Raw genomic sequence first — 25773 nt, forward strand, 5'->3', positions numbered from 1 at the left:
TAGCTTTTCAGCATGAGGAAAAAGCATCATCATAAAAGGAAGCCCTCTTTTATTAAGAAATGGTCTGCCAGGCTGCATTTGTGGCTTGGCTTATCCGTTGGTATGATCATCTTTATTGTTGCTTTTACGGGGACCTTATATGTGTTCAAGGATGAGATCCAAAACTTACTACGTAAAGAATCTGTTTATGTACCAAAAGAAACCATAAAAGAAAAACCTCTGCCGCTTGAGACCCTTCGTGAAAAGGTCACCCTTGAAGTTCATGAAAAATATCCTGTAAGCTCCGTTGAGATCCCTTTGGATAAAAAAAGATCCTATGAGTTTCTTTACTATGAGAAAAATAAGAAAGGATGGAACTATTTTGATGAAATCCTGGTCTATAAAACGGTATATGTGAATCAGTATAACGGAGAAATTCTGGGCATCTATAATGAAAAATATGATATCTTCCCGATTCTGAAAGCCATGCACTGGAGCCTTCTTCTGAATTCTGACTGGGGGAAATATGTGGTTGGGATCCCCGTTGTCATATTTATTTTTATGCTCATTACCGGGATTATTTTATGGTGGCCGAAAAATAAGCATTCCCGGAAAAAGCGTTTCTGGTTCGATTGGAAAAATATAAAAACGTGGAAACGTAAAAATTATGATCTTCACAGCATTCTCGGCTTCTATGCTTCATTTATAGCTTTGCTGTTAAGTGTAACAGGGATTTATTTCGCCTACCCTGTTGTAAAGAACGCATTCAATATTACATTATCAGGCTCTGCGGACCTTCCAAAAGAAAAGGAGATCAGGTCACCTGATTCACTCATGGCAAAGAGCAGTTCTGTCTTTGACCTGACGGCACGGGAGACCAGAAAACTATATTCACAGTCATCAAGCTTCAGGATTCCATTGAACGGAAAAAATAAGAAAGGAAAACAGTTGAACAATATTCCGGTAACCATTTATGGCAAGGACGGAAGATTCAGCATCCGGAATCAGCTTGTCTTTGATAAATATTCCGGTAAACTGCTATCAAATAAACCCCACGGAGAATTAAGCAATGCCGAGAAATATGCCAATGCCAATTATGACATCCATACAGGGTCTTACTTTGGTCTTGCCGGCAAAATCCTATGGTTCATCGCAGGCTTGATATGTACTTCATTGCCGGTAACCGGTTTTTTGGTATGGTGGGGAAAACGAAAGAAACAAGGAAAGAAAATATAATGAGAAAAGCACTTTTATCAGTGGCATGCCTGGGAACAGTTACTGCTTACGCCCAGGTTAAAGACAGTTTACAGACAAAAAATGTAGAAGAGGTTGTGCTGACTGCTTCAAGAAAAAAGGAAAATATTAAGGAGGTCCCAAGCTCTGTTACCATTGTCGGTGAAAAGCAGATCCAGTCACAGTTAACAGTTAACTCAGATATTACCAGCATACTGCAATATACCGTCCCGAGTCTGGCTACCAGCTCCGGGCAAACATCCAATACAGGACAAACCCTGAGAGGGCGCCAGGTCTTGGTTCTGATTGACGGAATCCCCCAATCTACCCCTCTAAGGAACGGGGCCAGGGACTTAAGGGTGATTGATCCCTCTGTAATTGAAAGAATTGAAGTCATCAAAGGAGCTTCCTCAATTTACGGAAATGGCGCAGACGGAGGTATCATTAACTACATTACCAGAAGAAGCAATTCTGATAAAAAAATATCGGGAATATCCCAGATCGGTATTACGGGACAACCTTACGGAGGAACATTGGGGTTCAGGGCCAGCCAGCTGCTTTCCGGAAAAATTAATGACCAGATAGATTATGTTGCTTCCCTGGCTTATGAAAGAACGGGCTATATGAAGGATGCGGACGGAGTGGACCTAAGCCCTACCTACAGCCCCGCAAAAATGGATAATTATAACGGCATGCTTAAGCTGGGGTACAATATCAACAGTAATCAAAGGATTGAAGCTTCATACATCGGATATGCATCCAGGTCAGATCTTGATCTGGGACTGAGAACCGGCAAATACGGCATCACGCCTACCATCGGAGAAGGGAGGGGCCTCGGCCGTGAGACCACTCCGCAAGGTACACCGCGAAATCATAACTATAAATTAAGTTACGATAATAAAAACCTGTTCAGGAATACTTCTTTAAACATCAATCTTTATTACCAGGATTTCAGAACGGTTTACGGATACAGTGACACCTTCCTGAATGGCGGACAGTCTAATGTGATTTCCAAAAAAGCAGGAGCCAGATTCAATTTTGATACCCAGCTTTGGAATACCGTGAATTCCCAGGCTGAGATCATTTATGGTGCAGATATCCTGAATGATAAAACCGTTCAGAAACTTGAAGACGGACGTTACTGGACGCCCGACATGGATATGACCAACATCGCTCCTTTCCTTTTGGTCAAGGTTGATCTGTTTAAAAAGCTTACCCTGAAAGGAGGCCTTCGTTATGAGAATATGAATGTAAAAGTTGGGGATTTCAATACCTTATCAACAATTAAAAATGACGGAACCTTTACCGAAAGTATTTTCGTAAAAGGCGGCGAGCTGGATTACAATGCTTTAGTAGGAAATATCGGGATACGCTATAATATAGAGCCATACATCAATTTATTCGGGAGCTTTTCCCAGTCTTATTCCATCAACGAACTGGGAAGAATCCTGAGAACCTCCACTTCCGATACCATTAGCAACCTTGAAACCAAGCCGATCATTGTCAATAATTATGAGCTGGGAGCTACCGGGCAGATATTGAACTGGATCAACTATGAGGTGACCTCCTATGTCAGTACATCCAAACTCGGCGCTTCATTTGTTCAGAGTCCGGACAGGGCACTGATGATCCAGAGGGCCCCGGAAATTGTGTATGGCGTGGAAGGGTACTTACATTTCAAACCTTCTAAATGGATCAATTTCGGCGGAAGTTACAGCTGGATGGAAGGGATTACTTCATTAAAGGATGACGGAGATTATTCAACAAAAATCAATAACAGCAGAATTTCAGCACCTAAGGTACTGGCCTATGTGCAGGTAAGACCCGTACCCTCTTTGTCTGTAGGCCTTGATATGCTTCATGCTTTCGGACAGAACCGGTTTGATCCTAATCCGAAAACAGGTTTATATGCCTATGGTGAAGGAAAAGTCCCTGAGTATACGGTTTTTAATTTCAAATCCACTTATGAGCTGAACAGAAACTGGAAATTATCTCTGGGTATTGAAAATGTCTTCAATAAGCTGTATCAGCCTGCCATTGCATGGTGGTCTGCAAGGGACAGCGATTTTACAAATTCCTTGGGGATGAGGGGAACCTTCATGATTGAATATAAATTTTAATTAATCTAAATAAAAAGTTGGCTTATCTTTGCAGAACGTAAAATAGCATGAGAAAAAAGCATCATCATAGGAAAAAGCAAAGCAAATTTAAAAAATGGACCGGGAAACTGCATCTGTGGTTGGGGCTGGGTATCGGCCTTTTGATCTTTATAATTTCAATTACGGGGGCATTATATGTTTTTAAGGATGAAATTGAAAATATCACCAGGAAAGACGTGATCTATCACCATGAGCCGGATGTTGATAAGAAAGAGGTTCTTCCGATCCGTACTTTGGAAAAAGCCGTTGTAGCCCAGGTTAATGAAAAGTATCCCGTACATTGGGTGAATATTCCTATTGACAGGAAAATGTCTTACCAGTTCTATTGGTATGAGCATGACCCGGAAGGCTGGAACTATTTTAATGAGTTCCCGATTTACAAGGTTGCCTATGTAAACCCTTATACCGGAGAGGTCCTAAGGACCTACGATGAAAAGAACGGCTTTTTCCAGATTGTAAAAATGATCCACTGGAGTTTCCTTTTAAAGCAGGAATGGGGGACTTATCTGGTGGGAATCCCTGTAATCATTTTTATTATCATGCTTATTTCAGGAATTATTCTCTGGTGGCCCAAAAACAGGTCTGCCAGGAAACAGCGCTTTTCCTTCAAATGGAAAAATGTAAAAGGCTGGAAAAGGAAGAATTATGACCTCCACAATGTATTGGGCTTTTATGCATCAATTTTCGCTTTAATCTTCTCTATTACCGGGCTTTTCTACGCATTTTTCGCAGTACAGGCCATGATCTATGTGATCTTCTCCGGTGGAGAAACAACGTATCCGGACTTTTCCCACATCAGAACCAAAGCTCCTATCGAACTTAGGACAGAAACCACTTTAGACAAGATCAGCAATACTGTAAAGGAAAAGTATCCTGACGCTTTTGGCTTCTCGATAGATCTGGGCCATGAGCATATGGATGATCATGAGCATCCGAATTTTGAGGTCTATGTAAAGCATCTTTCTTATTCTTACCATAAAAGCAGCAGCCTCATTTTTGATGAAAATTCAGGTGAGCTGCTTCATACTCACGATCCGAAGGATAAAAATTTCGGCGAGAAAGTGGTTTCCGCTAATTATGATATCCACGTAGGATCCATTTTGGGTCTCCCTACCAAGATCATCGCTTTTATCGTCAGTCTTATATGTGCCTCATTACCAGTCACAGGCTTTATGATATGGTGGGGAAGAAGAAAGAAAAAAACGGCAAAAGCTGCCTAAAAACTTTTTTTTATAATAAATATTCTGTGAATAATCTATTAATACAATCTTTTTTATAATTTTAGACCTTTAGAATTTAGAACAAGCATGTCATTAATAGATTTATCAAAACACGTTGCCCTTGGGATTGATATAGGAGGAACCACCACGAAGTTCGGGGTTGTAAACCACAGAGGGGAAGTTCTTGAAAAGGGTAACATCCGTACAGATATTTATGCCACCACTGAAGAATTCATTGATGTCTTATACGAAAATGTTCACCCTTTAATTGAAAAATACGGAAAAGAAAAAAACTTTGACGGTATCGGAGTGGGAGCACCGAACGGAAACTATTATAAGGGAACCATAGAACAGGCTCCAAATCTTCCATGGAAAGGGATCATTCCTTTTGGTGAAATGATGAAGGCAAAATTCAATATGCCCTGTACGGTAACCAATGATGCCAACGCTGCAGCCCTTGGAGAAATGCTTTTCGGGGCAGCCCGCGGAATGAAGGATTTTATTATGATCACTCTGGGAACAGGAGTAGGAAGCGGGATTGTAGCCAACGGCAGCCTGATCTACGGACATGACGGCTTTGCCGGGGAGCTGGGACACACCATTGTAAAACCCGGTGGAAGAAAGCACTGGAGCACAGGCTCTGAAGGCAGTCTCGAAGCCTATGCCTCCGCAACAGGAATTGCCATTACAGCAAAAAAAATGAGAGCGGAATTTCCGGAATCTATGCTTAATCAATATCCTGAAGAGGCCATTAATTCTAAGACAGTTCATGAATGTGCCCTGAAAGGAGACCCTATTGCCATAGAAGTTTTCAGATATACAGGCCAGAAACTGGGGGAAGCATTGGCTAATTTCGTAATGTTCTCCTCACCGGAAGCCATTCTTTTATTCGGGGGAGTGATCAAGGCGGGCGACTTTATTTTAAAGCCGGCTAAACTCCATATGGAAAGGAATCTTCTTCCTATATTCAGAAATAAGGTAAAACTGGTTTTCAGTGAACTTGATGAGGCGGATGCAGCCATTTTAGGTGCAAGCGCTTTGGTCTGGGAAAAGTAAATGAAAGCTATAAAATATCAGGCATCCTTCCGGATGCTTTTTTTATTCTTGCGGATGATATTATAGTGATAACATCATTTGCCTTATCTATCAATGTAATTGGTGTTTAAGAATCTGTTTTTGATATAATATGGAAAAGTTTTTCATATTTTTGATCTGCTTTTTCTCGAATAATATTCCTTTAAGAGAAAACATTTAATCATAATTAACCAAAAATGGACAAAAATAATTTAGAACAGGTCACTTTCGGCGGTGGATGCTTCTGGTGTGTGGAAAGCTGTTTCAATATGCTGAAAGGAGTACAGTCCGCCATCTCAGGATACTCCGGTGGTCATAAAGATAATCCTACCTATGAAGAGGTTTGCACGGGAGAAACCGGACATGCGGAAGTAGTGCAGATTACTTATGATCCCACAATTATCTCTTATGAACAGTTAATGGATGTCTTCTTCTTCCTGCATGATCCTACACAACTGAACAGACAGGGGAATGATATCGGGACCCAATACCGTTCAGTGATCTTCTATAAGGACGAAGCTGAAAAACAAAAGGCCGAAGAAGCAATTGAAAGATCCAAACAATCAGGAAGATGGCAGGGTAATTACGTGACAGAGCTGACAAAATTTGATAAATTCTGGCCGGCGGAACAATACCATCAGGGATATTACAATGAAAATCCTACTCAGCCCTATTGCAGCGCTGTGGTAGGCCCGAAAATCCAGAAATTCAAAAAACATTTCGGAGCGCGGGGAATGCTGGATGAAAATGATCTTTAATCATCAAAAATAAAAGCGAAGAGTTTCCTCTTCGCTTTGTTGTTTTACGCAAATACTATTTGATATGAAGAAATCTAATATCCTGGATTTTGGGAGAGCTCTTTGGTGGCGTCAAGTGTTGCCTGTGGAATCGGGAAGATCCTTCTGTAAGGCTGAGATGCCGGCTTAACTGTTCCCGGAAGATCAAACTTCCCGAATCTGATCATGGCTTTTCTTCTGTACATTTCCCAATACAGTTCATACCCTATCTCATTGTACAGCTTTGTGGCATCCAAAGAAGCGATGGCTACTCCCGGAGCATTGTTGAATAAAGCCTCACGGGTTCTGCTTGTCCTAAGCTTATTAACATCGGCCAGTGCAGCCGTTATATTTCCGTTTCTGAAATAAGCTTCTGCCCTCATCATATAAATTCCGCCCAAACGGTATAAAGGGATGTCTACTCCGCTTGTTCCATTATTGCCATATCCGGGATCAAACTCAAACTTGAAAACCCTTACTCCTCTGTTGATCTGAGCCTGTGTAAATACAGATTCCGAAGGATTATCGAAATTCAGCTCCGGAGTAAAATCTGCTGCGAGTGTAGTATTTTTTTCTGTGAATAATTTATACACCTTAATCCTTCCATCCGGGGTCATATCAAAGCTTCCGTTACTAAGAATCTTAGGCCCGTATTGCTGGCCCACCTGCAACCCTCTGTTAAAATGAAACCAGGGTTTTCCTGTTCCCTCTACCTTACTTGTAGACGGTACGCTTACATCTGTCCCGTCATTCTTAAACCATGTTCCGTCATCATACTGGTAGTATCTGTGAAAACGAGGATCTTCATGATTTCCGTTCCATGAATAATAAAATTCAGGTGTGATACAGGATGCGTTTGTCCCCCTGTTGTCCGGGGAAGGCTTCTGGATCCTTTCCATAGACATATAAGCAAGGTCGTTATCAGCGTTTCTGTTGGAATTTTTCTTCTGAACGATCGTAAAGATCATTTCCTTGCTCGTATCATTATTAATATCAAAATTATGGAAATAGTTTGATTCCAGACTGAAAAACCCTGAATTGATAAGCTGGCTGGAGTATTCGATTACTTTATCCATATCTGTTCCGCTTCCATTCACTGCCTGCTCGGTAAAGTTGAATGTACTTGCCGTTTTATTTTTCAGAACCGCTCTGTTCAGATACATATCTGCCAGTAAGGCATAAGCTGCCTGCTTGGTAAACCTTCCGGCATGGGTATTCTGGGTTTTAATATCGGCCAGATCAGGGATAAGCCCTTCCACCTCAGTGATCAGCTCATCAATTGTCGTTTCTGCTTTTCTCACCTGAATCGGAGCATTTATATCGCCCGGATCCCTATAGGGCGCCTGTCCGAAAAGGTCAATCGTTGTATAAGTATAAAAAGCCAGTAACCCTTTTGCCTCCGCTAAGAACAGCGCCTTATTGCTCACATTGCTTTTTTCAATACTTCTGATGGCCGTTAAAGATTTAGTGATCCCGAAATTTAATTGGTCCCAGGTAGTTTTTACCACATCACTGTTAGCGTCCCAGGTAAACTCATGTATCGCCCTCCATTTTCCTCCGTCTCCCCAATCGCTTCCTCTTGTCGGCAGCAAAGCCTCATCAGTAGAATACTCCTGTAATGCGAAAACGCTTCCATGGTCTACGAAAGTTCCGTCACCAAGCTGTCCGTAAGCTGCAGCGAGGGCACTTTCAGGATTGGCCAGGCTTTCAGAACCCAATACCTCATCAATCACTTTTTCATCCAGATCGGTACACCCGATTAAAGCCAGTGTCAAAATGGAGAAAAGGATCTTATTAATATTTAAAAATTTATATTTCATGATTTTTTTAACTTATTTAAAATTTAACAGTTGCTCCCAAAATGAAAGTTTTCGCAGACGGATACGTCGTATAGTCAATTCCCAGTGACTGATTTCCTCCTACCTGCTTGTTTGTGTCAACAAGCGGATCATAGCCCGAATAGCTGGTAATTGTAAATAAATTCTGTGCACTCACATAAAGATTTATGCTTCTCAAAAACTTCAACTGATTGATATCAAAAGTATATCCTAATCTTACATTATTCAGACGGATAAAGTCTGATTTTTCAAGATATAAAGAGGATAACTGAGGCTGGTTCGTAAAACTGGCCCCTGAATCATAGAAGCTTTTCAAAACATTTCTGTCTGAAGCTAAATTATTGATATTTAGATCCAAAGCTGTATTATTCACCAGATACCCTCCGGTCTGTCCGATGAAAGAGAATGCAAAATCAAACTTTTTGTATCTCATGTAAGAATTGATACCAAAAGTGAAATTCGGGATCGCCCCTTCAAAAATCTTCCTGTCTTTCGGACCGATTGCTCCGTCACCGTCAACATCTTCGTAAATATATTTCCCATTGGCATCAACCCCCAGGTAATTCAGCATATAGAAAGATCCCGCTTCATATCCGTTTTTATAGATATTGGCTGTAACTCCCGAAAGCCCGGGACCTGATACTTCCCCGGAATAAATTGCTGAGACCGGAAGATCTTTTACCGTATTATTTACTGTTGCCCCATTCACATCAAAGCTCCAGGTGAAATTCTCATTCCTGATAATCTCTGAGCCCAAAGAAAATTCAAGGCCTTTATTAACGATCTGTGCATCAACATTTTTCCATACCGTGCTTGTAGGACTCAATACTCCTGAAGGTATATTCAGAATCGGGTCTTTCGTGGTCTTGTTATAATACTCTAATGATCCGTAAAGCTTGTTTTTCCATAAACTGAAATCCGTACCTACGTTGATCTGTTCCACCACTTCCCATTTAAGATCAGGATTTGGCGTTCTGTTTACCATAACTCCGTTAATGAGATTTAAATTCTCATAAAGATAATACCCTGCACTCTGTGACAATGAATAACTTGCCTGGGTAATTTTGTTTGGAACCTCCTGATTACCGGTTTGCCCCCAGCTTCCTCTCAGCTTCAACTCGTTAATGATCCTGGAATCCTTCAGGAAATTCTCGTTTGAAATCGCCCAACCTAAGGCAACAGACGGGAAATATCCGTATTTGTTATTTAAACCAAAGCGTGTGGAGCCATCAGCCCTCAATGAGGCCGTTAGCAGGTACTTTTTGTCAAAATTATAATTTACCCTGCCGAAATATGATTGCAGCTCATTTTCCTGGGCATAGCCTGCTCCCGGAATAAAGGCCTCGCCGGAATAGCCCGGATTGATCTCCGGTGGGATTCCTGCGCCCTGCTCAGCAATATTTCTTACTCCGAAATAAGTTCCCGAAAACTTGAATTTTTGATAAGAGAACCCTCCCAATAAGCTGAAGTTATGCTTATTTAAACTAAAATCATAGGTTAAGTAATGTTCCAGAAGGACATTCAAAGATTCAAGATTAGCCTGAACATACATTCCTTTTGGTGTTCTGTCCGTCAGATTCGGAAACATTGTTGTATTCCTCTCTGAAGTGGTCTTGTCAATACCCAGATTAAATTTATAATTCAATCCCGGTAATATCCTCAACGTGGCTTCGGTATTTCCTAAAACCCTGAACGTATTGGTCTTATCATTATAAACACTCAACAGATACAGCGGATTGTAGTGGGCGTTCATATTGAAATTCGTATAATTTCCATTCTGATCATAAACAGAACGTGTCGGGTTTGCCATTAAAGCATGGATAATCACCTGGCCATCGGAACCTGCGTTTGCTCCGTTGGGTATTCCGGTTTCTTTGATGTCGCTCGCGGTAAGATTTAGCTTGACCTTGAGCCTTTTATTATCAAAGAAGGATTCTTCCGCATTCAGACGGGCCGTAGTCCTTCTGAAGTTACTATTCAATACGATTCCATCCTGATCCATATGAGCGATCGAGGCAAAGTAATTCCCTGTATCCGTGGATTTTGAGAAGGATACCGAGTGATTTGATGAAGCCGCATTTCTGTAAATCTCGTCCTGCCAGTCTGTGTTTCCGCCATGATCATAAAGTTTGTCGATCCCTGCGGCCCTGTACTGATCCGCCGTTAATAAATCCAATTTTTTGATCACGGAAGAAAAGCCTAAATAGGTATCATACGTGAACATCGGTTCACCTTTTTTTCCTCTTTTTGTTGTTACCAAAACGACTCCGTTTGATCCTCTCGCTCCATAAATTGCAGCTGCGGAAGCATCTTTCAGAACAGTTATCGATTCGATATCGGATGTATTTAAAAAGTTTAACGGGTTTTTTGCCTGGGCATTTCCTAAACCGATATTCGGCCCTGTTGCACTTACCGCATCATTGCTAAGAGGAACTCCGTCCACAACAAACAAAGGTGTACTCCCGCTTCTGATGGAGCCGATACCTCTGATCGAAACATTCACTCCTGCTCCGGGCTCCCCGCTTGATTGAACAATACGAACCCCCGCGATTTTCCCCTGCATTAAGTTATCAACAGAAATATTCATTCCTTCCTTGAAGTTTTCAGCCTTCAGCTGACTTACAGCTCCTGTCAGATCAGATTTTTTCTGGGCCCCGTACCCTACCAGGGTGACTTCAGCAATAGAAGCCGCTTCTTTTTTAGATCTCAGGTTCACGGAAACAGAAGTTCCTGTAATTTTCACGGTCTGGGTTTCATATCCCTCATAGGAAATGGACAGGGTCTGTCCGACTGATGCAGAAATTGTAAAATTTCCGACTGCATCGGTAGTGGCGGTAACTCCGGTCTCAACAACGGTTACCTTTGCCCCATTGATCGCAGAACCATCCTGGTCCAGCACTACTCCGGAGATCGTCTCATTCACCTGCGAAAAAACAGAATGGGCTTTTGTAAGTCCTTCCGCATGGACCTGATTGGCCACCAGAAAGATTAAAGCTATCGGAATTAGCTTTTTAAATGTAAATACGTTAATTTTGTGGTACATATCATTAAGTAATTGTGATCACATGCTTATGTAAAGCCGCTGTTGTTGCCGCAACAGTGGTTTTTTCTTTGCCTGTTAGTTTTTATTTTCGGCATACAAAGTAAAATGTTTTGCTTAAAAACTGTTTTAACTTAATATTATGTTAAAATCAACAAAATCTAAATTTCTCAAACTGAGAAAATAATATAACTCTACTTTTTAATATTCTTTAATTACCCATTTTCATATTTACAAAACTTTAAAAAACAGTTAACACTATATATAAATCGCTTAACCGGAGAGACACTAATTTTGCCCTAGAAAAACTGATCAAATGAAAAAGGCACTTTTCCTGGGTTTATATCTGTCTTCATTAAACCTGCTATGGTCTCAGCATAAAGACTTTAACAAACTAAAGATCAATGAAATCCAGGTGATCGGCTCACATAACAGCTATAAAAAAGCCATTCTCCCTGAAGTATATGAATATTTATCAAAGAGAGATTCTCAGAACTTCTTACCGAGAATACAATATGAGCATGCTGCCATCCCGGAGCAGTTAGATCTCGGATTACGTAACCTTGAAATCGATGTGTATGCAGACAGCAAAGGAGGAAAATACGCCCACCCGAAAATATTAGATCTTGTAAAAACGAGCCAGCCCTTTGATCCTGAAGGAAAAATGAAAAAACCGGGCTACAAGATGATCCATATTACAGATATTGATTATCAGACCTGGTACTATACGCTGAAAGATTGCCTGAAAGATCTGAAAAAATGGTCTGACTCCCATCCGGATCATGATCCTGTTTTTATTACTCTTGAGCCTAAAGACGGAGAAGCAAATGCTTTTGGTACCGAGCCTGAGCATTATACTTCAAAGCTTTTTGATGACCTTGATAATGAGCTGAAAAAGTATCTTGGAAAAGAGAAGATCATTACTCCCGATGATGTACGCGGTGCTTATGCCACTTTAAACGAGGCCGTCCTGAAAAAGAACTGGCCAACCGTGGAAAAAGCTAAAGGAAAATTTCTTTTTGTATTGGACAATAACGGTAAAAACAGGGATCTGTATATTCAGGGACACCCTTCGCTGAAAGGAAGAATGATTTTCACCAATTCCGATCCGGGAACACCTGAATCTGCTGTTTTATTTATGAATGATCCGAGCTCTGAAATTTCACAACTGGTAAGACAGGGCTATATTGTCCGCACAAGAGCAGATGCCGATACTATGGAGGCCAGAAAGGAAGACTATTCAAGATTTGAAAAAGCCAAAGAAAGCGGGGCACAGATCATCACAACAGATTATTATTACCCGAGCCGGCTTTTTAAGTCAGACTATAAGATCAGCTTTGATAATAATACCTACGAAAGAAAGAATCCTGTGACAGGAAAATAATATTTAAACACGTAATTAACATTTTAACAACAGGTAAGCCGGAAAAGATTCCGGCTTACCTGTTGAGGGCCTTTACCTTATGGTTTTTCAGATCAATTTCAAAATGATCCGCAGGATCTCCCGCCGATAGTAAGGAAAGGATCTCAAAAAGTGATTTAAGCTGTTTTACAAACGGATCCTGCGAGGCATCAGACGTATAAAGTTCTGCTAATATCCGGTATTGTTTTAATCTTTCTTCAGGGATATCCTTTTTTGCCAATTCATCTGCAGACTGAAATTTGTATAGATCGAGCAAAAGGTCATCCCAGCTCCAGCTTTTAAAAGATTCAGGGAAAATCCCGGTTTGTCTCAGCTTTTTTCTGGTCTCTTCAATAGTACCATTGCCGGCCTGTGACCGTAGCAGCAGGTCCTCCCCGTTCAACCGTTCGCCTGTTTTAATAAAATCAGAAGGCCATTCATCGGGGATCATACGTAATCTGACCAGTTCTTTCAGATGGAACAGCATAAAATCATGATATGAGCGGGTTTTCAGGATATCTTTATTCCACAGCCGCTTACGGCTGTCTTTACTTAAGGCTTCATATTCCCTTTCGTAAAGCGGAAAAAGGTCATCGAAATGAGGAACATCTTTCAGAATTTCCGTTTGTATCTCCATTTTTTCCGGAGTATGAACGGTAAGTATTTTGTATCCAGGCAAATAGGCTGCCAATGAGGGAACCTGAATATTAACGAGCATTTTATCTCCGGTACTCCTGATCCCGGTGTCATTGATATGCATGTGCCCTGCAAAATGGATCTGCAAACCGGCTTCAGCAAAAGCCCTGGCCACATTTTCCTCCGGCATGCGTTCCAGCTGCCATTTTTTATTCCCCAGAAGCTTCCTGATCTCAGAACTTGCCCCATCATTGAAATCAATCATCGGATAATGGGTGAATGCAATCAGGGTCTTGTTGTTTCTCTTAGCTTCCTTTGCTAATTTCTTTACCCATGCTATCAGGTGCCGTTTATGCGTCAGCACATTATTGTATCCTATGCCTGCCCCGTGGTAGTTATCCGGATCGTCAGGATGGCCATTTAGATCTTTAGGAATATAAGTATTCCCGTCAATAGCTATCATCCAGAGCCCTTTTACAGGTTCTACAACATAGCTGAGATCCGGTACGGAAAACCCTTTGGAAACGGCATACATTCTTTTGGAGTAATGGGCATTTTGTAAAGCTTTTTCATAAGAATAGTTTCTATAAACGTCCAGATCGAAAGGTGTACTCCAGAATATGTCCTCTTTTTTCGGATAAAATCCGAAGTCCTTCAGCTCGTCCAGAATCTCCAGATATCCGGATTCCGCAATGTCTTTTGTAATGATCTTATTCTTAGCTTTTCCTATGTTCTTTCGGCTGTAGACCCCCAGCGGATTTCCATCCTGTCCGAGAAAATCATCTTTTCCCGCATCCCGCCGAAGCGGACCAACCGGGTCGTGGTTTCCCGTTGTGATATAAAAGTTGATCCCGAACTTCTCGTGGTATTGATCCAAAATTCTGCGAAGCCCGCGAATATTATATGCCTGTCCGTCATCCGAAAAATCACCGGGCATAGCTACGATCCTGATCCCTTTTGCGGCAATATCATCAAGGGCTTTCAAAAGCGCAAAATAGTTTTCGTTAAAAACTCGGGTGGAATGAAGCTGGGCATCCATCGTTCTCAGAATGGTTGATTTTCCGGTTCCAGGATTCAGGATCCCCTTAAAATCATGGTCTGAAAAGCTTCCGTATAAGTCCTGAAAATGTACGTCTGAAAGAAATGCAATCTGCACCGGCTTTCGCTGAGCCCAACACCATGAAAAGACCACCAGTAAAATTGTAAAAATCCCCTTATTCATCTTTAACATGAAACGAAATTAAGAGAATATCCGGCGAATTGTTTTAATTGAATTTTAAATTTTTGTGAAGGGGCTTATTGTGTTTGTATGGTGTTTGCGTTTGCCCCCGCATATTTTGTTAGTATTAATTCCGATGACTTCCTTAATTCCTTTCCTGTTTCCGGGTCAATTCCGTCTGCCGTAAAAAAATCCACATCTCCATTATATTTTGAATACCAGGTTCTTCCAAGAGAGTTTTCAATGGTCATTGTGTCCTTTCTTGTAATCTTTTTAAAGTATTTGAACTGCTCTGCATTCATGGCCACAACTTTAAACTCGGGACCCACATTTTGATTATCTGTTGCAATATATTTTTCTCCATTCCAATACATATATCTCTTGCCAATATCTGCTTTTCCAAAAAATGTAAACATAGCAGGATCTGTTGAGCCAGGTTCTCCTGTTGTTTTTGGAAAAACAACACCTCCTGCAACAAGCAATAAAATAAAAGTCACTTCTAGTATGCCTAATCCGTTCTGTTTTATAAATTCCGGCATTGTAAAAATTGGCTTATTAGTAATGTTTATAACAATTTTAGATAGTGTTTGACTTATTGTATACTCTATTGTTTTCCAATCCATACAAAAACTTCGGAAATTATCATACCCTAAATAAACACTCAAATCATCAAGAATAGCCGGCTTAATATTATAATCACCATCATTTTCTACAATAGCTTTATAATACGTTTCAAAAGACTTATAGCTTAGAGTAATTTTAAAATCATCCAGCAAATCTCTTTCTAGTGATTTTAAAATTCCAGTAAATGTTTTTTCAGTTGCTTCATTTGAGGCTTTTTGAAATACTTCTTCAAGCAACTTTCTTTTCTGAGATAAAAATTTTGACATATAACTAAAATTATTTAGGAAAATAGTGTGTTTGCCTCTAAAAAAAATACGGTTTTCCGTACAAAACTTTCTAAAAACTTTCCAAGAATTTTCTAACCCTTGCCCTTATTTCCGTTAGATATTTGCTCCAGAAATCAGTTGATAAACAAAACATTAAAGACAAAAACAAATTTACAAAACTGATTTCAAAAATTACCGGATAAAGCGGAGGTAAAACTCCGGGTTGGGAAGCAGATGTTTCTCCTCCGTTTTTGAAGGTTCACTTCCCAAAAAATTTAGAAGCGCTTCAAATTTTAAACAGTGTACAGCTCGGGATACATAGGTATCGCGAGAGGAAGGAAAACAGTCTAAAATCTTCAAAATTTTAAGGAAATGATACAGTTTATTTTAATGCTATTAGGTTTAGCATTCTCACATAACAACGCAAGTTCAGCAGCATGTCACAATACTCAGGACCCAATTATAACCATACAGAATGATGGTCCAAGTGATCCGGGAACGGGAACGGGAGAAGGAGGTGACGACGGAGGTACGGGTGGAAATACAGGACAAACGCCTCCACCTTTTACACCTCCTAATCCATAATAATTAAGGGACAGATTGTATAGTCTGTCCTTTTTCTTACCTTGCATGCAAACTAATTTTATGAAATACTCATTTTTAATCATCTTATCGATAATCTTATTCTCCTGTAAAAAGGAAAAAAAAGAATTATCAACACAAATTTTGAGCACAAATTCATATTTCAAAAAAGCAAAAGAATATCAAAAGAATAAAGTTTCCGATTCGGCTTTTTATTATTTCAATTTAGCAAAGAATACTTTTTTAACAGAGAAAGACTCATTAGGTGTAGCAAGAGCTTTAGTAAATATGGCCATAATTCAATCTGATAAAGGTGACTATTATGGTGGAATTGAAACATCATTAAGAGCAAATAAATTTTTTAAAAATCAAAAAAAGACCGATAGTCTTGTTAAGCTTGTTCTTGCATCCAATTATAACAATTTAGCTATTTCTTCTTCTAATCTTAAAAACTATGATAGTGCCATTTCATATTATAATAAAGCATTGAAATATGTAAATGTTGAAAAAAGTAAACTTATCTACTACAACAATATCGGTGACGCATTAATTAGCCAAAAGAAATTTACTTTAGCAAAAAAATATCTTAATCTTGCTCTAGCTTCAAAAGATAGTATCGATTATGCAAGAGCACTTAATAATTTAGCGAGAGCAAAATTTCTAGAGAACAAAAATTACAACCCTTTACCAGAATTATTTAAAGCTTTAGAAATAAGAAAAAAAGAAAATAACAGTTGGGCAGAGAATTCAAGTTATGCAACATTGGCAGATTATTTTTATAATAAAGATCAAAACATTTCTTTAATGTACGCCAAAATGATGCTTGAAAAGGCTATTCAAAATAAAAGTGCAGATGATCAACTTGAAGCTCTACAAAAAATAATCATACTAGATAAGACTAACTATCTAAAAAACTTTTTGAAGTTCCAATCAATAAATGATAGTATACAAACAGCAAGAAATAAAGACAAGGATCAATTTGCTGTTTTTCGTTATGATATAGATGTAAAAACTGCAGAAAATGAAATGTTAAAAGTTATAGCATCAGAGAATAAAAATAGGAATTTACTTCTCTTAGTTGCTTTGATCTTTGCAATTATTACTATAGTTTGGTATCGCAAAAGGCAAATACAATTAAAACAAGAAAAAGAACTTGAGGTAAAAAACACTCAGCTTAAAATGTCCAAAAAAGTCCATGATGTGGTGGCCAATGGGATTTATCAGGTGATGACAAAAATTGAGAACCAAAACCTGATCAATAAAGATGAAATGCTGGACGAGCTGGAATTTGTATACGAAAAATCCAGAGATATTTCCTACGAAAAAACTGATAAAGGCAATAAGAAAGATTTCAACGAAAAAATCTCTGAACTGGTAGGTTCTTTCAATAACGAAAATGTAAAAACCTATCTTGCCGGAAATGATAAGGATATCTGGGCAGGTCTCAATGAGCCCGGGCAGGAAGAAATTTATCAGATTATCCGAGAACTGCTCGTCAATATGAGAAAACACAGCCAGGCAGACCGTGTGGTCTTCAGATTCGAAAGGGCAAACGGCCTCATCAAGATCTATTATTCGGACAACGGAATCGGCATTTCCAGCGACATAGCCCATAAAAATGGCTTGACGAATGCGGTTTCCCGTATTGAATCTTTAAACGGAGAAATTATTTTTGACACCAAAACCGAAAAAGGATTGAAAATCTACGTTTCATTTCCTGTTTCCTAAAAAAACTAAAAGAATGTTCAGAAAAATTTTAATCGCCGAAGATCATGAAAGCATCAACATTTCAGTGCAAAGAACACTGGAAGAGCTCAACATACCGAATGTTGATTATGTATATTACTGTGATGATGCCCTTGCAAAAATTCAGAAAGCCAACCGTGAAAACAGCCCGTATGATCTGTTAATTACCGATCTTTACTATGAAGAGGATCATCGCGAGCAAAACATTAAAGACGGAAAGGAGCTCATTAAGAAAATAAAGGAAATTCAGCCTTCCCTGAAGGTCATTGTCTTTTCAGCAGAACATAAATCAGGAATCATTGACTCCCTTTTCAAAGAATATCACATCAACGGTTACGTAAGAAAAGCCCGGAATGACTCTAAGGAATTAAAAAAATCCATCACATCAGTCTATATCAATGAAAATTATTTGTCCCTTGATCTTAAGCAGGATATGAAAAAACTGAATAGCTATGAATTTTCCGCTTATGATATTACTTTGGTCTCACTGCTGTCAAAAGGCATCCTCCAAAAAAATATTCCATCCTATCTTCAGAAAAACAACATAAAGCCATTCAGTCTGAGCAGTGTGGAAAAAAAATTAAACAGTTTAAAAGAAGGCCTGGAAGTCACCAGCAATGAACAGTTGGTTGCATTCTGTAAGGACCTTGGAATTATTTAAAACTGATTTGCCAAAGTTATTTTGACGGAGACCTTTCAATTTTTTTGAAAGGTCTTTGCGTTTTTTGCCGGTTTTACGGAAACCCGTAAGGTTTGACTTTCAAAGCTTTATATTTTTGGAATGTAAACAAAATTAAATGCTATGAAAAAGTATTACGTAAACCAAAAGGCTCAAAGTAACGGAGATCATGAGGTACATGATGAATACTGTAAATATTTACCCAGTATCGGAACCAGGAAATATCTTGGCTCATTTTCTTCTTGTAAAGATGCAGTAAAAGAAGCTAAAAAAGAATACAGCCAATCTAATGGATGCAAAACCTGCTCAAACGAATGTCACACGAGTTAAAATAATAATTATGGCAAAATTTATTATCACTCAAAGAATTAACAAAGAGTATCAATTCAATCTTAAGGCTGGAAATGGGGAAATTATTTTAACCAGCGAAGGATATGTTCAGAAAGTCTCGTGCAATAAAGGAATAGAATCGGTGAAGGTCAATTCCCAGGACGATTCCAGATACGAAAAACGCGTTGCAGTAAATGGTAAAGATTATTTTGTTTTAAAAGCAAGAAACGGAGAAATTATTGGGAAAAGCCAATTGTACACTTCAAAATCAGCCATGGAAAATGGAATTCATTCTGTAAAATCCAATGCTCCAACGGCAGAGATCATTGATGAAACCCTTAAAAACTAAATAATGGACCTTAAAATAAAACTTGAGCAATTACGCCAGAAAGTAGCGGGGCTGAAAGATCAGATTGGCACTGAAGAAGCTACAAAAAATGCTTTTGTCATGCCTTTCATACAAATTTTAGGCTATGATATCTTTAATCCTACAGAAGTGGTCCCCGAACATATTTGTGATATAGGAACTAAGAAAGGAGAAAAAGTAGACTATGTCATCAGAAAAAATGATGAACCTATACTGATCATTGAATGCAAGCATTGGAAGGAAAACGCGGATGCACACAATTCCCAGCTTCACCGGTATTATCATGTTTCAAAATCAAGGTTTGGTGTCCTTACCAATGGTATCGTCTACAACTTTTATACTGATCTGGAGAAACCTAATATAATGGATGAGAAACCTTTCTTTACCATAGATATTGAAGATCTGAAGGACAGTTCGATTAAAATTCTCGAAAATTTCACTAAAAAAGATTATAATCTTGAAAGCATTCTGGACTCAGCAGAAGCATTGAAGTATATAAAGGCGATAAGAAAAGAGTTTGAAAAGGAAATTGAAAATCCTTCAGACGAAATCGTTAAACTTTTAGTGAGCAGGTTTTTTGAAAAGCCTATAACCGCCAATAGGATGATCTCCTTTAAAGAGTATACCAAAAAAGCGCTTACAACCTCCATCAACGAGTCTATTAGCTTCAGGCTTAAGTCTGCGTTAAATATGAACGAGCAGATCGGAAAACAAGATGAAAATGTAAAGCCTTCCCTGCCGATTGATGAAAACAACGATTCCAAAATTATCACCACAGAAGAGGAAATGGAGGCATTTCAGATCGTAAAGGCCATTCTGAGGGAAAAAGTTCCTTCTTCACGTATTGCTCATCGGGATACCTTATCTTATTTCGGGGTACTATTGGATGACAATAACAGAAAGCCCATCTGCAGACTACATTTCAATACTTCCAATAAATATCTGGAAACTTTTCATAATGGCAAAGAAGCGGGAGAAAAGATCTTATTAAATAGTCTTGATGAGATTTACAATTATCGGAACGAGCTCCATAAAACATTAGAAAACTATAATTAAAGCCATGAAAGCATTCATCTCCGTATTCATTATTTACTTTAGTTTTTTCACTTCCGGCTCTTTTTCTCCAAAACCGGAAAAGAGCTTCCATCATGGCGGAAGGTGTACCGGATCTGCATATTGTACCGCATGTTCCAACTGTTCGGGTTGTGGACATTGCGCCGGTGGCGGCGGGACCTGTGGGGTTTGCAAAAACGGATACGCAGGGAAAAGCACATCCGGATATTCTTCTAAAAAAGGCAGGTTTAAAAGTAAAAAAAATACAGCAGCCAAAGCTCCTTCAGTGTTTGTTAATGAAATAAACATCAACTCTCCCAAAAAATATATCACAGATATTGCCTCAACAAAAGTCTATGAAAAACCTTCGTTGAAATCTAAGGTCATTGCAACGGTTCCAAAGAAAACCAAACTGATCTATCTTTCAAAACAAAGCCTCTGGTATAAAGTACAGATCAAAAAGACCGGAAAAACCGAAAAGACCGGATACGTTTACTATAAAGACATACTAAAAACAAAATAACATGAACTTAAAGAAATTTTTAAACGAAGAGCAGGATCCCAAAGCTGTTGAAAAGCTTTTAGGAAAAATCAGCAGCCTCCTCACTTCTCAGGAATCTGTAGAATATATTGCTGTTCAGAAAAAGCCTGCCCTTAACATTTCTCCAGACTGTATAGCTCTTACCAACAGAAGGATTATTTTTTGCAGGCCTAAAAACTTCGGCCTGTCAATGGATTTTCAGGATTACAGCTGGGTAGATATTGCAGATTGCCATATCAAAGAGAGAATCATGGGATCTACATTTATAATGAAGACGGTAAAAAACTTTATCAATAAGATGGATTACCTTCCAAAAATCCAGGCAAGAAAGCTGTATCAATATGCTCAGGAAATGGAAGAAAAAATGAGAAGCGTAAGAAGGGAAAAAGACCTGGAAGCCAGAAGAGCCTCTGCCGGCGGAGTCACTGTGAATAATGCCACCCCGATCATTGCGCAACCTCAACCGTTTCAGCATCAGAAGCCCCTGTTTATAGAAAATGAAGATCCTTTTTCCCTTTTGCAAAAACTAAAGGGCCTAATGGAAAGCGGAATCATCTCCCCGGAAGAATTTGAAGAAAAAAAGAATGAAATTTTATCAAGAGTTTAAATTATGAAATCAAAATTTACAACCGCTATGCTCGCTCTTTTTTTAGGAGGATTGGGTATTCACAGATTTTATTTGGGACAAAATATCACAGGGATATTTTATCTGCTGTTTTGCTGGACCCTTATTCCCTCACTGATCGCGCTGATTGATTTCTTTATCTTCATTTTTATGTCTGAAGACAGCTTTAACTACAAATATAATCTCCGATCAGGATTTTAAAAACGAAAAAATGAAACCTTTACTCACCTTCTGTGCAATAAGCTGTTTCATTGGTATTTTCAGGCTTCCTATAGAATATTATACTTTTTTGAGAATTCTTGTCTCCATTGGAGCTTTATCTGTTATTTATAACTTTTTAAGCTTCGGGCAATATTACTTCAGTATAATTTTTCTGGCTATTCTCATCATTTTCAATCCGGTCTTTCCCATCTACTTATATCAAAAAAGTCTATGGATCCCTATTGATACCATAACGGGGATTTTATTTCTGCTTATCGCTTTTGCCGATAAAGCGGAACAAAAAAAGGAAGAAAATACAGACGAAGACCCTGAACGCCAAACTCCTTTTATAGCACACAAACGGGACATTATCATTAATCCTAAAAAACCGAAACAAGACTAATAACCATGGAAAACATACAAATTACGGAAAATCTAAAAGCTCACTTTTTAAGGCTCTATCAAATGGCGATCTGCGATGATGATTTTAGTGCATTAGAGCTGAAAATGCTTTATAAGTGCGCGGAGGAAAAAGGTATTTCTTCTAAAAGTATAGATGAGCTTCTTCTGAATCCGATCAACTTAAGATCATTGGTTCCCCAAACTATTGAAGAAAAGGTAGATTATCTGTACGACCTTACGGTGATGATCTGGGCAGACGGAATCGTTTCTCCCAACGAGTACTCAACAATGGAAAAGTATGTCCTGATGTTTGGTTTTCTGGAAGAAAATGCGAAAGCTATTGTTGATTACCTCCTCGAAGCTGTAAAACTGGGAAAAAGCAAAACAGATATTTTATATGAACTAAAAAACTAAACTGACCATGGATACTACCAGTATAAAAAACTTATTCAAATTAAAATCTGTTCCTATGGAGCCGAAGCAGGAACAGCTTCCAAAAATAAAAGAAAACCCAGATGGCGAATCTGCGGAGGAAAGCAGGAAGAGGACTTATCATGGAGCCGGATACAGCGACAGCTCCAGGAATAACGGGAATCATGCAACATTAATGATCTGCCTTGATTCCGTGTACTCCAAGTTCCAGAATGAAGAAAAAGAGCTCGTGGAAAAACAGCAGAAACTAAAGGAGTCTTATATAAACGAGCAGAAAAACAGAGAAACGGAAATCAAGGCATTAACGGTGTCATTGGAAAACAAGGAAGACTTATTAAAAAATAAAAATGAAGAAATTGAAACCATTCAAAAAAAGAACGAAGCTTTAAAGGCTGAAATCAATGACCTTCCCAGAAACCCCGAAAAATACAATGTGAAAGCCACACGAGGAGCTTCAGCGAAATTTTGGATCGGATTGGTCCTTTTAATCCCTATCAGCCTGTATTTGTTCACGTTTTATATTTCTACATCCTATTCCGCTTTCTTTAGGAACTTTGACCCGAACAGTACGATCATTCAAAATGTCTTAGACGCTCAGGCTCTTAATAAGGCCTGGAATGAAGGGCCTTTGGAAGGAGCTTTTGTAACACTGATCCCTTTCGTCTTTTTAGGCCTGGGTTTTTTAATCCATATGTTCGGGGAAAACAAGAACTGGATAAACTATATAAAGTTAGGACTGCTGTTTATTGTTACTTTTGTTTTTGACGCCATTTTAGCTTATGAAATTGAATCTAAGCTATATGAATTAAACAAGACCTTCAACAGCCCTCCCTTTGATCTTTACATTGCTTTTACCAAGAATCAGTTTTGGGGGATCATTTTTGCCGGCTTTATTGTTTACATTATCTGGGGATTAGTGTTTGATTTTGTCATGAAAGAGCACCGGGAAAAAGACAAGATCAGGAACGAACAGGAAATCAGGCAAAGAACCATACTTTTTAACCTGGAAAAGATCCAGGCCATAAGGAAAGAAATCGAAGAAATTAAGAACCTCGCCGGAAATATTAAGGAAAACATCATTAAAGCAAGAGGAAGAATTGAAGAGTTACAAAATATCATCGACGGAGTCATTATTCCAACAAAAGATTATAAGCTCTATGCTTCTGAATACGTCCAGGGATGGATCACCTTTATCGGTGAGAAAATAGCCGTTTCCAAATCTGAGAAACAATCCATGATCGACAGCTGTATTGAGACCTACCATAAAAACCTGGAAACTGTAGGAGCAAATGCTGACAGCCAGAACTCTGTTTACCTATCCGTTTTATAAATTACATTCTATGAAAAAAATATTGTTTTTACTGATGGCTATTTCATTCGTTTCCTGCCATAAAGATCCTCCTGGAAATCCTGGAAATGAAAAAAAAGACCCGGTCCCCGTTTCCAATAATTTAAATGTAAGTATTCTGATCGATCTGTCCGACCGGATTGATCCGCAAATGAATCCCAATGCGACAATGGAATATTTCCAGAGAGACCTTGAATATATTAAGGCTATTGATAAAGGGTTTCTGGATCACATCAAAAGTAAAAAGGTCATTCAGCTTAATGATCAGATGCAGATCTTCTTTAACCCGGAGCCATCTGACCCTAAAATGAATCACCTGACCAAAGAACTGAAGGTTTCCTTCGATAAGAATACATCCAAAGAGAATATTGACCGGGTTGAAAAGAAATATTCAACCCTGCCAGCCGATATTTACCGGTCTGCCATTAATGACGGAAGGTATGTAGGTTCCGATATCTGGGAATTCTTTAAAAATAAAGTGAAGGATTATTGTATAAAAGACGATCACAGAAATATTCTTTTTATTCTCACCGACGGATACATGTATCATGAAAACACGAAATTTGCAGAAGGAAAAAAAACATCATACCTGACTTCAAAACTGATAAGGTCAAACCATCTGATCACTTCAGATTTTAAAGCCATTATTGAAAAAAGTCAATATGGTTTTGTAAATGCCAATGACCACCTTGAAGATCTTGAGGTCATCGTTTTAGGGATCAACCCTGAAGAAGGAAATCCTTTTGAAGAAAGTGTCATCAAAGAATATTGGGAAAACTGGTTCAAAGAAATGAAAATAAAAAAATATCAAATCCGGTCAGCAGATCTGCCTTCCAACCTGGAACCGATCATTCTAAAAGCCATTTCAAATAAAAACTAATCATTCCATATTAACTGTCAACAAAAAAGCGAAGATCCGGATATCTTCGCTTTTTATTTTCTTAACATTTCCGTATGCGGAATCCCATCTTCCAGATATTTCTTTCCGGTATCTTCAAAGCCAAATTCACCATAAAATTTCAGCAGATAATCCTGGGCGGAGATCCTGATCCCTGAAGTTCGGAAGCGGTTTTCTATCGTTTCAACAGCATATCTGATCAACTGTTTCCCCAGCCTTTTACCCCTTGCCTGATCCGTTGTCAGAACCCTGCCGATTGACGGTTCATTGTATTTAATACCTTTATTGAAGATACGGCAATAAGCCAAAATATTCTGATCCTGCTCTGCCCAGATATGAACCGCTTTACGATCATAGCCATCCAGGTCAGGATAGGGACAGTTCTGCTCTACGACAAAAACATCAATACGGGCTTTTAAAACAGCATATAATTCCGGAACAGTAAATTCACCGAAGGTTTTGATTTTCCAGATTATGTTATTCATCGAAGCTTACATTGTTAAGCGTTAAAAACTCATTTGTTTTCTCAATAAAGTTCAGGATTTCTTCGCATCCCTCCTTTTTTTCGGCAGATGTTATATACAATTCAGGAAGATCTTCCCATGTTTTGTGCAGCTCCCTTTTATAATCCTCCACATTTTTAATGACAGCATTGGGCTTCAGCTTATCCGCCTTTGTAAAAACAATGGAAAACGGCACTCCGCTTTCGCCACACCATTGGATGAATTCCAGATCAATCTTCTGAGGATTATGCCTTACATCCACCAGGACAAAAAGATTTACCAGATTTCTCCTGTTCAGAATATAGTTTGTGATCAGCTTTTCAAAATCTTTCCTCTGTACTTTTGAAACTTTTGCATAGCCATATCCCGGCAAGTCGGTAAGGTACCAGCTCTCATTTACCAAAAAATGATTGATAAGCTGGGTCTTCCCGGGGGTCTGGGAGGTTTTGGCCAGATCTTTTCTGTTCATCATGGCATTGATCAATGATGATTTTCCTACATTGGATCTCCCGATAAACGCATATTCAGGAATTTTGGGCTCAGGACAATCCTGCCATTTTCCGCTGCTTTTGACAAAATCAGCTGTTTTAATAACCATTT

General features: G+C 38.9%; 25 protein-coding genes. 19 read left to right on the forward strand and 6 right to left on the reverse strand.

Going from position 1 to position 25773, the window contains the following annotated elements; genetic code table 11:
* Positions 1 to 12 precede the first annotated feature (12 nt).
* From ABMQ40_RS03740 to msrA, 5 genes are all read left to right on the forward strand, one after another.
* Positions 13 to 1215, forward strand: a complete 1203-nt coding sequence (locus tag ABMQ40_RS03740; protein WP_370896696.1) for a PepSY-associated TM helix domain-containing protein — start codon at positions 13 to 15, stop codon at positions 1213 to 1215.
* Positions 1215 to 3332 (forward strand): TonB-dependent receptor, encoded by a 2118-nt coding sequence (locus ABMQ40_RS03745; RefSeq protein ID WP_370896698.1) that lies wholly within the window; start codon positions 1215 to 1217, stop codon positions 3330 to 3332. Before ABMQ40_RS03740 ends, ABMQ40_RS03745 begins: the two co-directional genes overlap by 1 nt.
* 47 nt (positions 3333 to 3379) lie before the next feature.
* A complete protein-coding gene (locus ABMQ40_RS03750; protein WP_370896700.1) occupies positions 3380 to 4591 on the forward strand; it encodes a PepSY-associated TM helix domain-containing protein in 1212 nt (403 codons plus the stop codon).
* An 87-nt stretch (positions 4592 to 4678) separates the two neighbouring features.
* Positions 4679 to 5647 carry an ROK family protein gene (locus ABMQ40_RS03755; protein ID WP_370896702.1) on the forward strand — a complete coding sequence of 323 codons (969 nt, stop codon included), beginning with the start codon at positions 4679 to 4681 and terminating at the stop codon, positions 5645 to 5647.
* 215 nt (positions 5648 to 5862) lie between these two features.
* On the forward strand, positions 5863 to 6423 hold the full coding sequence (gene msrA / locus ABMQ40_RS03760; protein ID WP_370896704.1) for a peptide-methionine (S)-S-oxide reductase MsrA: 561 nt from the start codon (positions 5863 to 5865) through the stop codon (positions 6421 to 6423).
* Positions 6424 to 6497: 74 nt separating this feature from the next.
* Here the strand turns inward: msrA and ABMQ40_RS03765 are convergent, their stop codons facing one another.
* Together ABMQ40_RS03765 and ABMQ40_RS03770 are read right to left on the reverse strand one after the other, a co-directional pair.
* Entirely contained in the window at positions 6498 to 8261 is a 1764-nt protein-coding gene (locus tag ABMQ40_RS03765; RefSeq protein WP_370896706.1) for a RagB/SusD family nutrient uptake outer membrane protein, read from the reverse strand.
* A gap of 16 nt (positions 8262 to 8277) precedes the next feature.
* Positions 8278 to 11322, reverse strand: coding sequence for a SusC/RagA family TonB-linked outer membrane protein (locus tag ABMQ40_RS03770; RefSeq protein ID WP_370896708.1), 3045 nt, complete (start codon positions 11320 to 11322; stop codon positions 8278 to 8280).
* A gap of 313 nt (positions 11323 to 11635) precedes the next feature.
* On the opposite strand from ABMQ40_RS03770, the gene ABMQ40_RS03775 reads away from it, so the two are divergent.
* Positions 11636 to 12703 (forward strand): phosphatidylinositol-specific phospholipase C1-like protein, encoded by a 1068-nt coding sequence (locus tag ABMQ40_RS03775; protein WP_370896710.1) that lies wholly within the window; start codon positions 11636 to 11638, stop codon positions 12701 to 12703.
* A 55-nt stretch (positions 12704 to 12758) separates the two neighbouring features.
* Here ABMQ40_RS03775 and ABMQ40_RS03780 read toward each other — a convergent pair whose 3' ends face one another.
* Positions 12759 to 14588 carry a metallophosphoesterase family protein gene (locus tag ABMQ40_RS03780; RefSeq protein ID WP_370896712.1) on the reverse strand — a complete coding sequence of 610 codons (1830 nt, stop codon included), beginning with the start codon at positions 14586 to 14588 and terminating at the stop codon, positions 12759 to 12761.
* Between the two features lie 65 nt (positions 14589 to 14653).
* On the reverse strand, positions 14654 to 15466 hold the full coding sequence (locus ABMQ40_RS03785; RefSeq protein ID WP_370896714.1) for a hypothetical protein: 813 nt from the start codon (positions 15464 to 15466) through the stop codon (positions 14654 to 14656).
* 372 nt (positions 15467 to 15838) lie between these two features.
* Between ABMQ40_RS03785 and ABMQ40_RS03790 the strand changes: the two genes are divergently transcribed.
* From ABMQ40_RS03790 to ABMQ40_RS03850, 13 genes are all read left to right on the forward strand, one after another.
* The gene (locus tag ABMQ40_RS03790) at positions 15839 to 16051 is read left to right on the forward strand and encodes a hypothetical protein (protein WP_370896716.1); all 213 of its coding nucleotides are present in this window, start codon (positions 15839 to 15841) and stop codon (positions 16049 to 16051) included.
* A 60-nt stretch (positions 16052 to 16111) separates the two neighbouring features.
* Positions 16112 to 17776, forward strand: coding sequence for a tetratricopeptide repeat-containing sensor histidine kinase (locus ABMQ40_RS03795; protein WP_370896718.1), 1665 nt, complete (start codon positions 16112 to 16114; stop codon positions 17774 to 17776).
* 13 nt (positions 17777 to 17789) lie between these two features.
* Entirely contained in the window at positions 17790 to 18455 is a 666-nt protein-coding gene (locus tag ABMQ40_RS03800; protein ID WP_370896720.1) for a response regulator, read from the forward strand.
* 141 nt (positions 18456 to 18596) lie between these two features.
* A complete protein-coding gene (locus ABMQ40_RS03805) occupies positions 18597 to 18803 on the forward strand; it encodes a hypothetical protein (RefSeq protein ID WP_370896722.1) in 207 nt (68 codons plus the stop codon).
* 10 nt (positions 18804 to 18813) lie between these two features.
* Positions 18814 to 19152 (forward strand): YegP family protein, encoded by a 339-nt coding sequence (locus ABMQ40_RS03810; RefSeq protein WP_370896724.1) that lies wholly within the window; start codon positions 18814 to 18816, stop codon positions 19150 to 19152.
* Between the two features lie 3 nt (positions 19153 to 19155).
* Entirely contained in the window at positions 19156 to 20226 is a 1071-nt protein-coding gene (locus tag ABMQ40_RS03815; protein ID WP_370896726.1) for a type I restriction endonuclease, read from the forward strand.
* Positions 20227 to 20230: 4 nt separating this feature from the next.
* Complete coding sequence (locus tag ABMQ40_RS03820; RefSeq protein WP_370896728.1) at positions 20231 to 20746, forward strand: SH3 domain-containing protein; 516 nt, start codon at positions 20231 to 20233, stop codon at positions 20744 to 20746.
* A 1-nt stretch (position 20747) separates the two neighbouring features.
* The gene (locus ABMQ40_RS03825; RefSeq protein WP_370896730.1) at positions 20748 to 21371 is read left to right on the forward strand and encodes a PH domain-containing protein; all 624 of its coding nucleotides are present in this window, start codon (positions 20748 to 20750) and stop codon (positions 21369 to 21371) included.
* Between the two features lie 3 nt (positions 21372 to 21374).
* The gene (locus ABMQ40_RS03830) at positions 21375 to 21590 is read left to right on the forward strand and encodes a TM2 domain-containing protein (protein WP_370896732.1); all 216 of its coding nucleotides are present in this window, start codon (positions 21375 to 21377) and stop codon (positions 21588 to 21590) included.
* 10 nt (positions 21591 to 21600) lie between these two features.
* The gene (locus tag ABMQ40_RS03835) at positions 21601 to 21993 is read left to right on the forward strand and encodes a DUF6804 family protein (RefSeq protein WP_370896734.1); all 393 of its coding nucleotides are present in this window, start codon (positions 21601 to 21603) and stop codon (positions 21991 to 21993) included.
* A 5-nt stretch (positions 21994 to 21998) separates the two neighbouring features.
* Complete coding sequence (locus tag ABMQ40_RS03840; RefSeq protein ID WP_370896736.1) at positions 21999 to 22406, forward strand: hypothetical protein; 408 nt, start codon at positions 21999 to 22001, stop codon at positions 22404 to 22406.
* A 7-nt stretch (positions 22407 to 22413) separates the two neighbouring features.
* Entirely contained in the window at positions 22414 to 23754 is a 1341-nt protein-coding gene (locus ABMQ40_RS03845; RefSeq protein WP_370896738.1) for a beta-carotene 15,15'-monooxygenase, read from the forward strand.
* Between the two features lie 10 nt (positions 23755 to 23764).
* Positions 23765 to 24652 (forward strand): hypothetical protein, encoded by an 888-nt coding sequence (locus tag ABMQ40_RS03850; RefSeq protein WP_370896740.1) that lies wholly within the window; start codon positions 23765 to 23767, stop codon positions 24650 to 24652.
* Between the two features lie 53 nt (positions 24653 to 24705).
* Here ABMQ40_RS03850 and ABMQ40_RS03855 read toward each other — a convergent pair whose 3' ends face one another.
* Complete coding sequence (locus tag ABMQ40_RS03855) at positions 24706 to 25155, reverse strand: GNAT family N-acetyltransferase (RefSeq protein WP_370896742.1); 450 nt, start codon at positions 25153 to 25155, stop codon at positions 24706 to 24708.
* Positions 25148 to 25771 carry a ribosome biogenesis GTP-binding protein YihA/YsxC gene (gene yihA, locus ABMQ40_RS03860; RefSeq protein ID WP_370896744.1) on the reverse strand — a complete coding sequence of 208 codons (624 nt, stop codon included), beginning with the start codon at positions 25769 to 25771 and terminating at the stop codon, positions 25148 to 25150. Before yihA ends, ABMQ40_RS03855 begins: the two co-directional genes overlap by 8 nt.
* Positions 25772 to 25773: the final 2 nt, after the last annotated feature.

The sequence above is a fragment of the Chryseobacterium gossypii genome (assembly GCF_041361455.1).
Lineage (GTDB): Bacteria > Bacteroidota > Bacteroidia > Flavobacteriales > Weeksellaceae > Chryseobacterium > Chryseobacterium gossypii.

What these genes read in the sequence shown, in the direction of transcription:
- ABMQ40_RS03740 (WP_370896696.1), top strand. Translation starts at nt 13, where the DNA reads ATGAGGAAAAAGCATCATCATAAAAGGAAGCCCTCTTTTATTAAGAAA.
- ABMQ40_RS03745 (WP_370896698.1), top strand. Translation starts at nt 1,215, where the DNA reads ATGAGAAAAGCACTTTTATCAGTGGCATGCCTGGGAACAGTTACTGCT.
- ABMQ40_RS03750 (WP_370896700.1), top strand. Translation starts at nt 3,380, where the DNA reads ATGAGAAAAAAGCATCATCATAGGAAAAAGCAAAGCAAATTTAAAAAA.
- ABMQ40_RS03755 (WP_370896702.1), top strand. Translation starts at nt 4,679, where the DNA reads ATGTCATTAATAGATTTATCAAAACACGTTGCCCTTGGGATTGATATA.
- msrA (WP_370896704.1), top strand. Translation starts at nt 5,863, where the DNA reads ATGGACAAAAATAATTTAGAACAGGTCACTTTCGGCGGTGGATGCTTC.
- ABMQ40_RS03765 (WP_370896706.1), bottom strand. Translation starts at nt 8,261, where the DNA reads ATGAAATATAAATTTTTAAATATTAATAAGATCCTTTTCTCCATTTTG.
- ABMQ40_RS03770 (WP_370896708.1), bottom strand. Translation starts at nt 11,322, where the DNA reads ATGTACCACAAAATTAACGTATTTACATTTAAAAAGCTAATTCCGATA.
- ABMQ40_RS03775 (WP_370896710.1), top strand. Translation starts at nt 11,636, where the DNA reads ATGAAAAAGGCACTTTTCCTGGGTTTATATCTGTCTTCATTAAACCTG.
- ABMQ40_RS03780 (WP_370896712.1), bottom strand. Translation starts at nt 14,588, where the DNA reads ATGTTAAAGATGAATAAGGGGATTTTTACAATTTTACTGGTGGTCTTT.
- ABMQ40_RS03785 (WP_370896714.1), bottom strand. Translation starts at nt 15,466, where the DNA reads ATGTCAAAATTTTTATCTCAGAAAAGAAAGTTGCTTGAAGAAGTATTT.
- ABMQ40_RS03790 (WP_370896716.1), top strand. Translation starts at nt 15,839, where the DNA reads ATGATACAGTTTATTTTAATGCTATTAGGTTTAGCATTCTCACATAAC.
- ABMQ40_RS03795 (WP_370896718.1), top strand. Translation starts at nt 16,112, where the DNA reads ATGAAATACTCATTTTTAATCATCTTATCGATAATCTTATTCTCCTGT.
- ABMQ40_RS03800 (WP_370896720.1), top strand. Translation starts at nt 17,790, where the DNA reads ATGTTCAGAAAAATTTTAATCGCCGAAGATCATGAAAGCATCAACATT.
- ABMQ40_RS03805 (WP_370896722.1), top strand. Translation starts at nt 18,597, where the DNA reads ATGAAAAAGTATTACGTAAACCAAAAGGCTCAAAGTAACGGAGATCAT.
- ABMQ40_RS03810 (WP_370896724.1), top strand. Translation starts at nt 18,814, where the DNA reads ATGGCAAAATTTATTATCACTCAAAGAATTAACAAAGAGTATCAATTC.
- ABMQ40_RS03815 (WP_370896726.1), top strand. Translation starts at nt 19,156, where the DNA reads ATGGACCTTAAAATAAAACTTGAGCAATTACGCCAGAAAGTAGCGGGG.
- ABMQ40_RS03820 (WP_370896728.1), top strand. Translation starts at nt 20,231, where the DNA reads ATGAAAGCATTCATCTCCGTATTCATTATTTACTTTAGTTTTTTCACT.
- ABMQ40_RS03825 (WP_370896730.1), top strand. Translation starts at nt 20,748, where the DNA reads ATGAACTTAAAGAAATTTTTAAACGAAGAGCAGGATCCCAAAGCTGTT.
- ABMQ40_RS03830 (WP_370896732.1), top strand. Translation starts at nt 21,375, where the DNA reads ATGAAATCAAAATTTACAACCGCTATGCTCGCTCTTTTTTTAGGAGGA.
- ABMQ40_RS03835 (WP_370896734.1), top strand. Translation starts at nt 21,601, where the DNA reads ATGAAACCTTTACTCACCTTCTGTGCAATAAGCTGTTTCATTGGTATT.
- ABMQ40_RS03840 (WP_370896736.1), top strand. Translation starts at nt 21,999, where the DNA reads ATGGAAAACATACAAATTACGGAAAATCTAAAAGCTCACTTTTTAAGG.
- ABMQ40_RS03845 (WP_370896738.1), top strand. Translation starts at nt 22,414, where the DNA reads ATGGATACTACCAGTATAAAAAACTTATTCAAATTAAAATCTGTTCCT.
- ABMQ40_RS03850 (WP_370896740.1), top strand. Translation starts at nt 23,765, where the DNA reads ATGAAAAAAATATTGTTTTTACTGATGGCTATTTCATTCGTTTCCTGC.
- ABMQ40_RS03855 (WP_370896742.1), bottom strand. Translation starts at nt 25,155, where the DNA reads ATGAATAACATAATCTGGAAAATCAAAACCTTCGGTGAATTTACTGTT.
- yihA (WP_370896744.1), bottom strand. Translation starts at nt 25,771, where the DNA reads ATGGTTATTAAAACAGCTGATTTTGTCAAAAGCAGCGGAAAATGGCAG.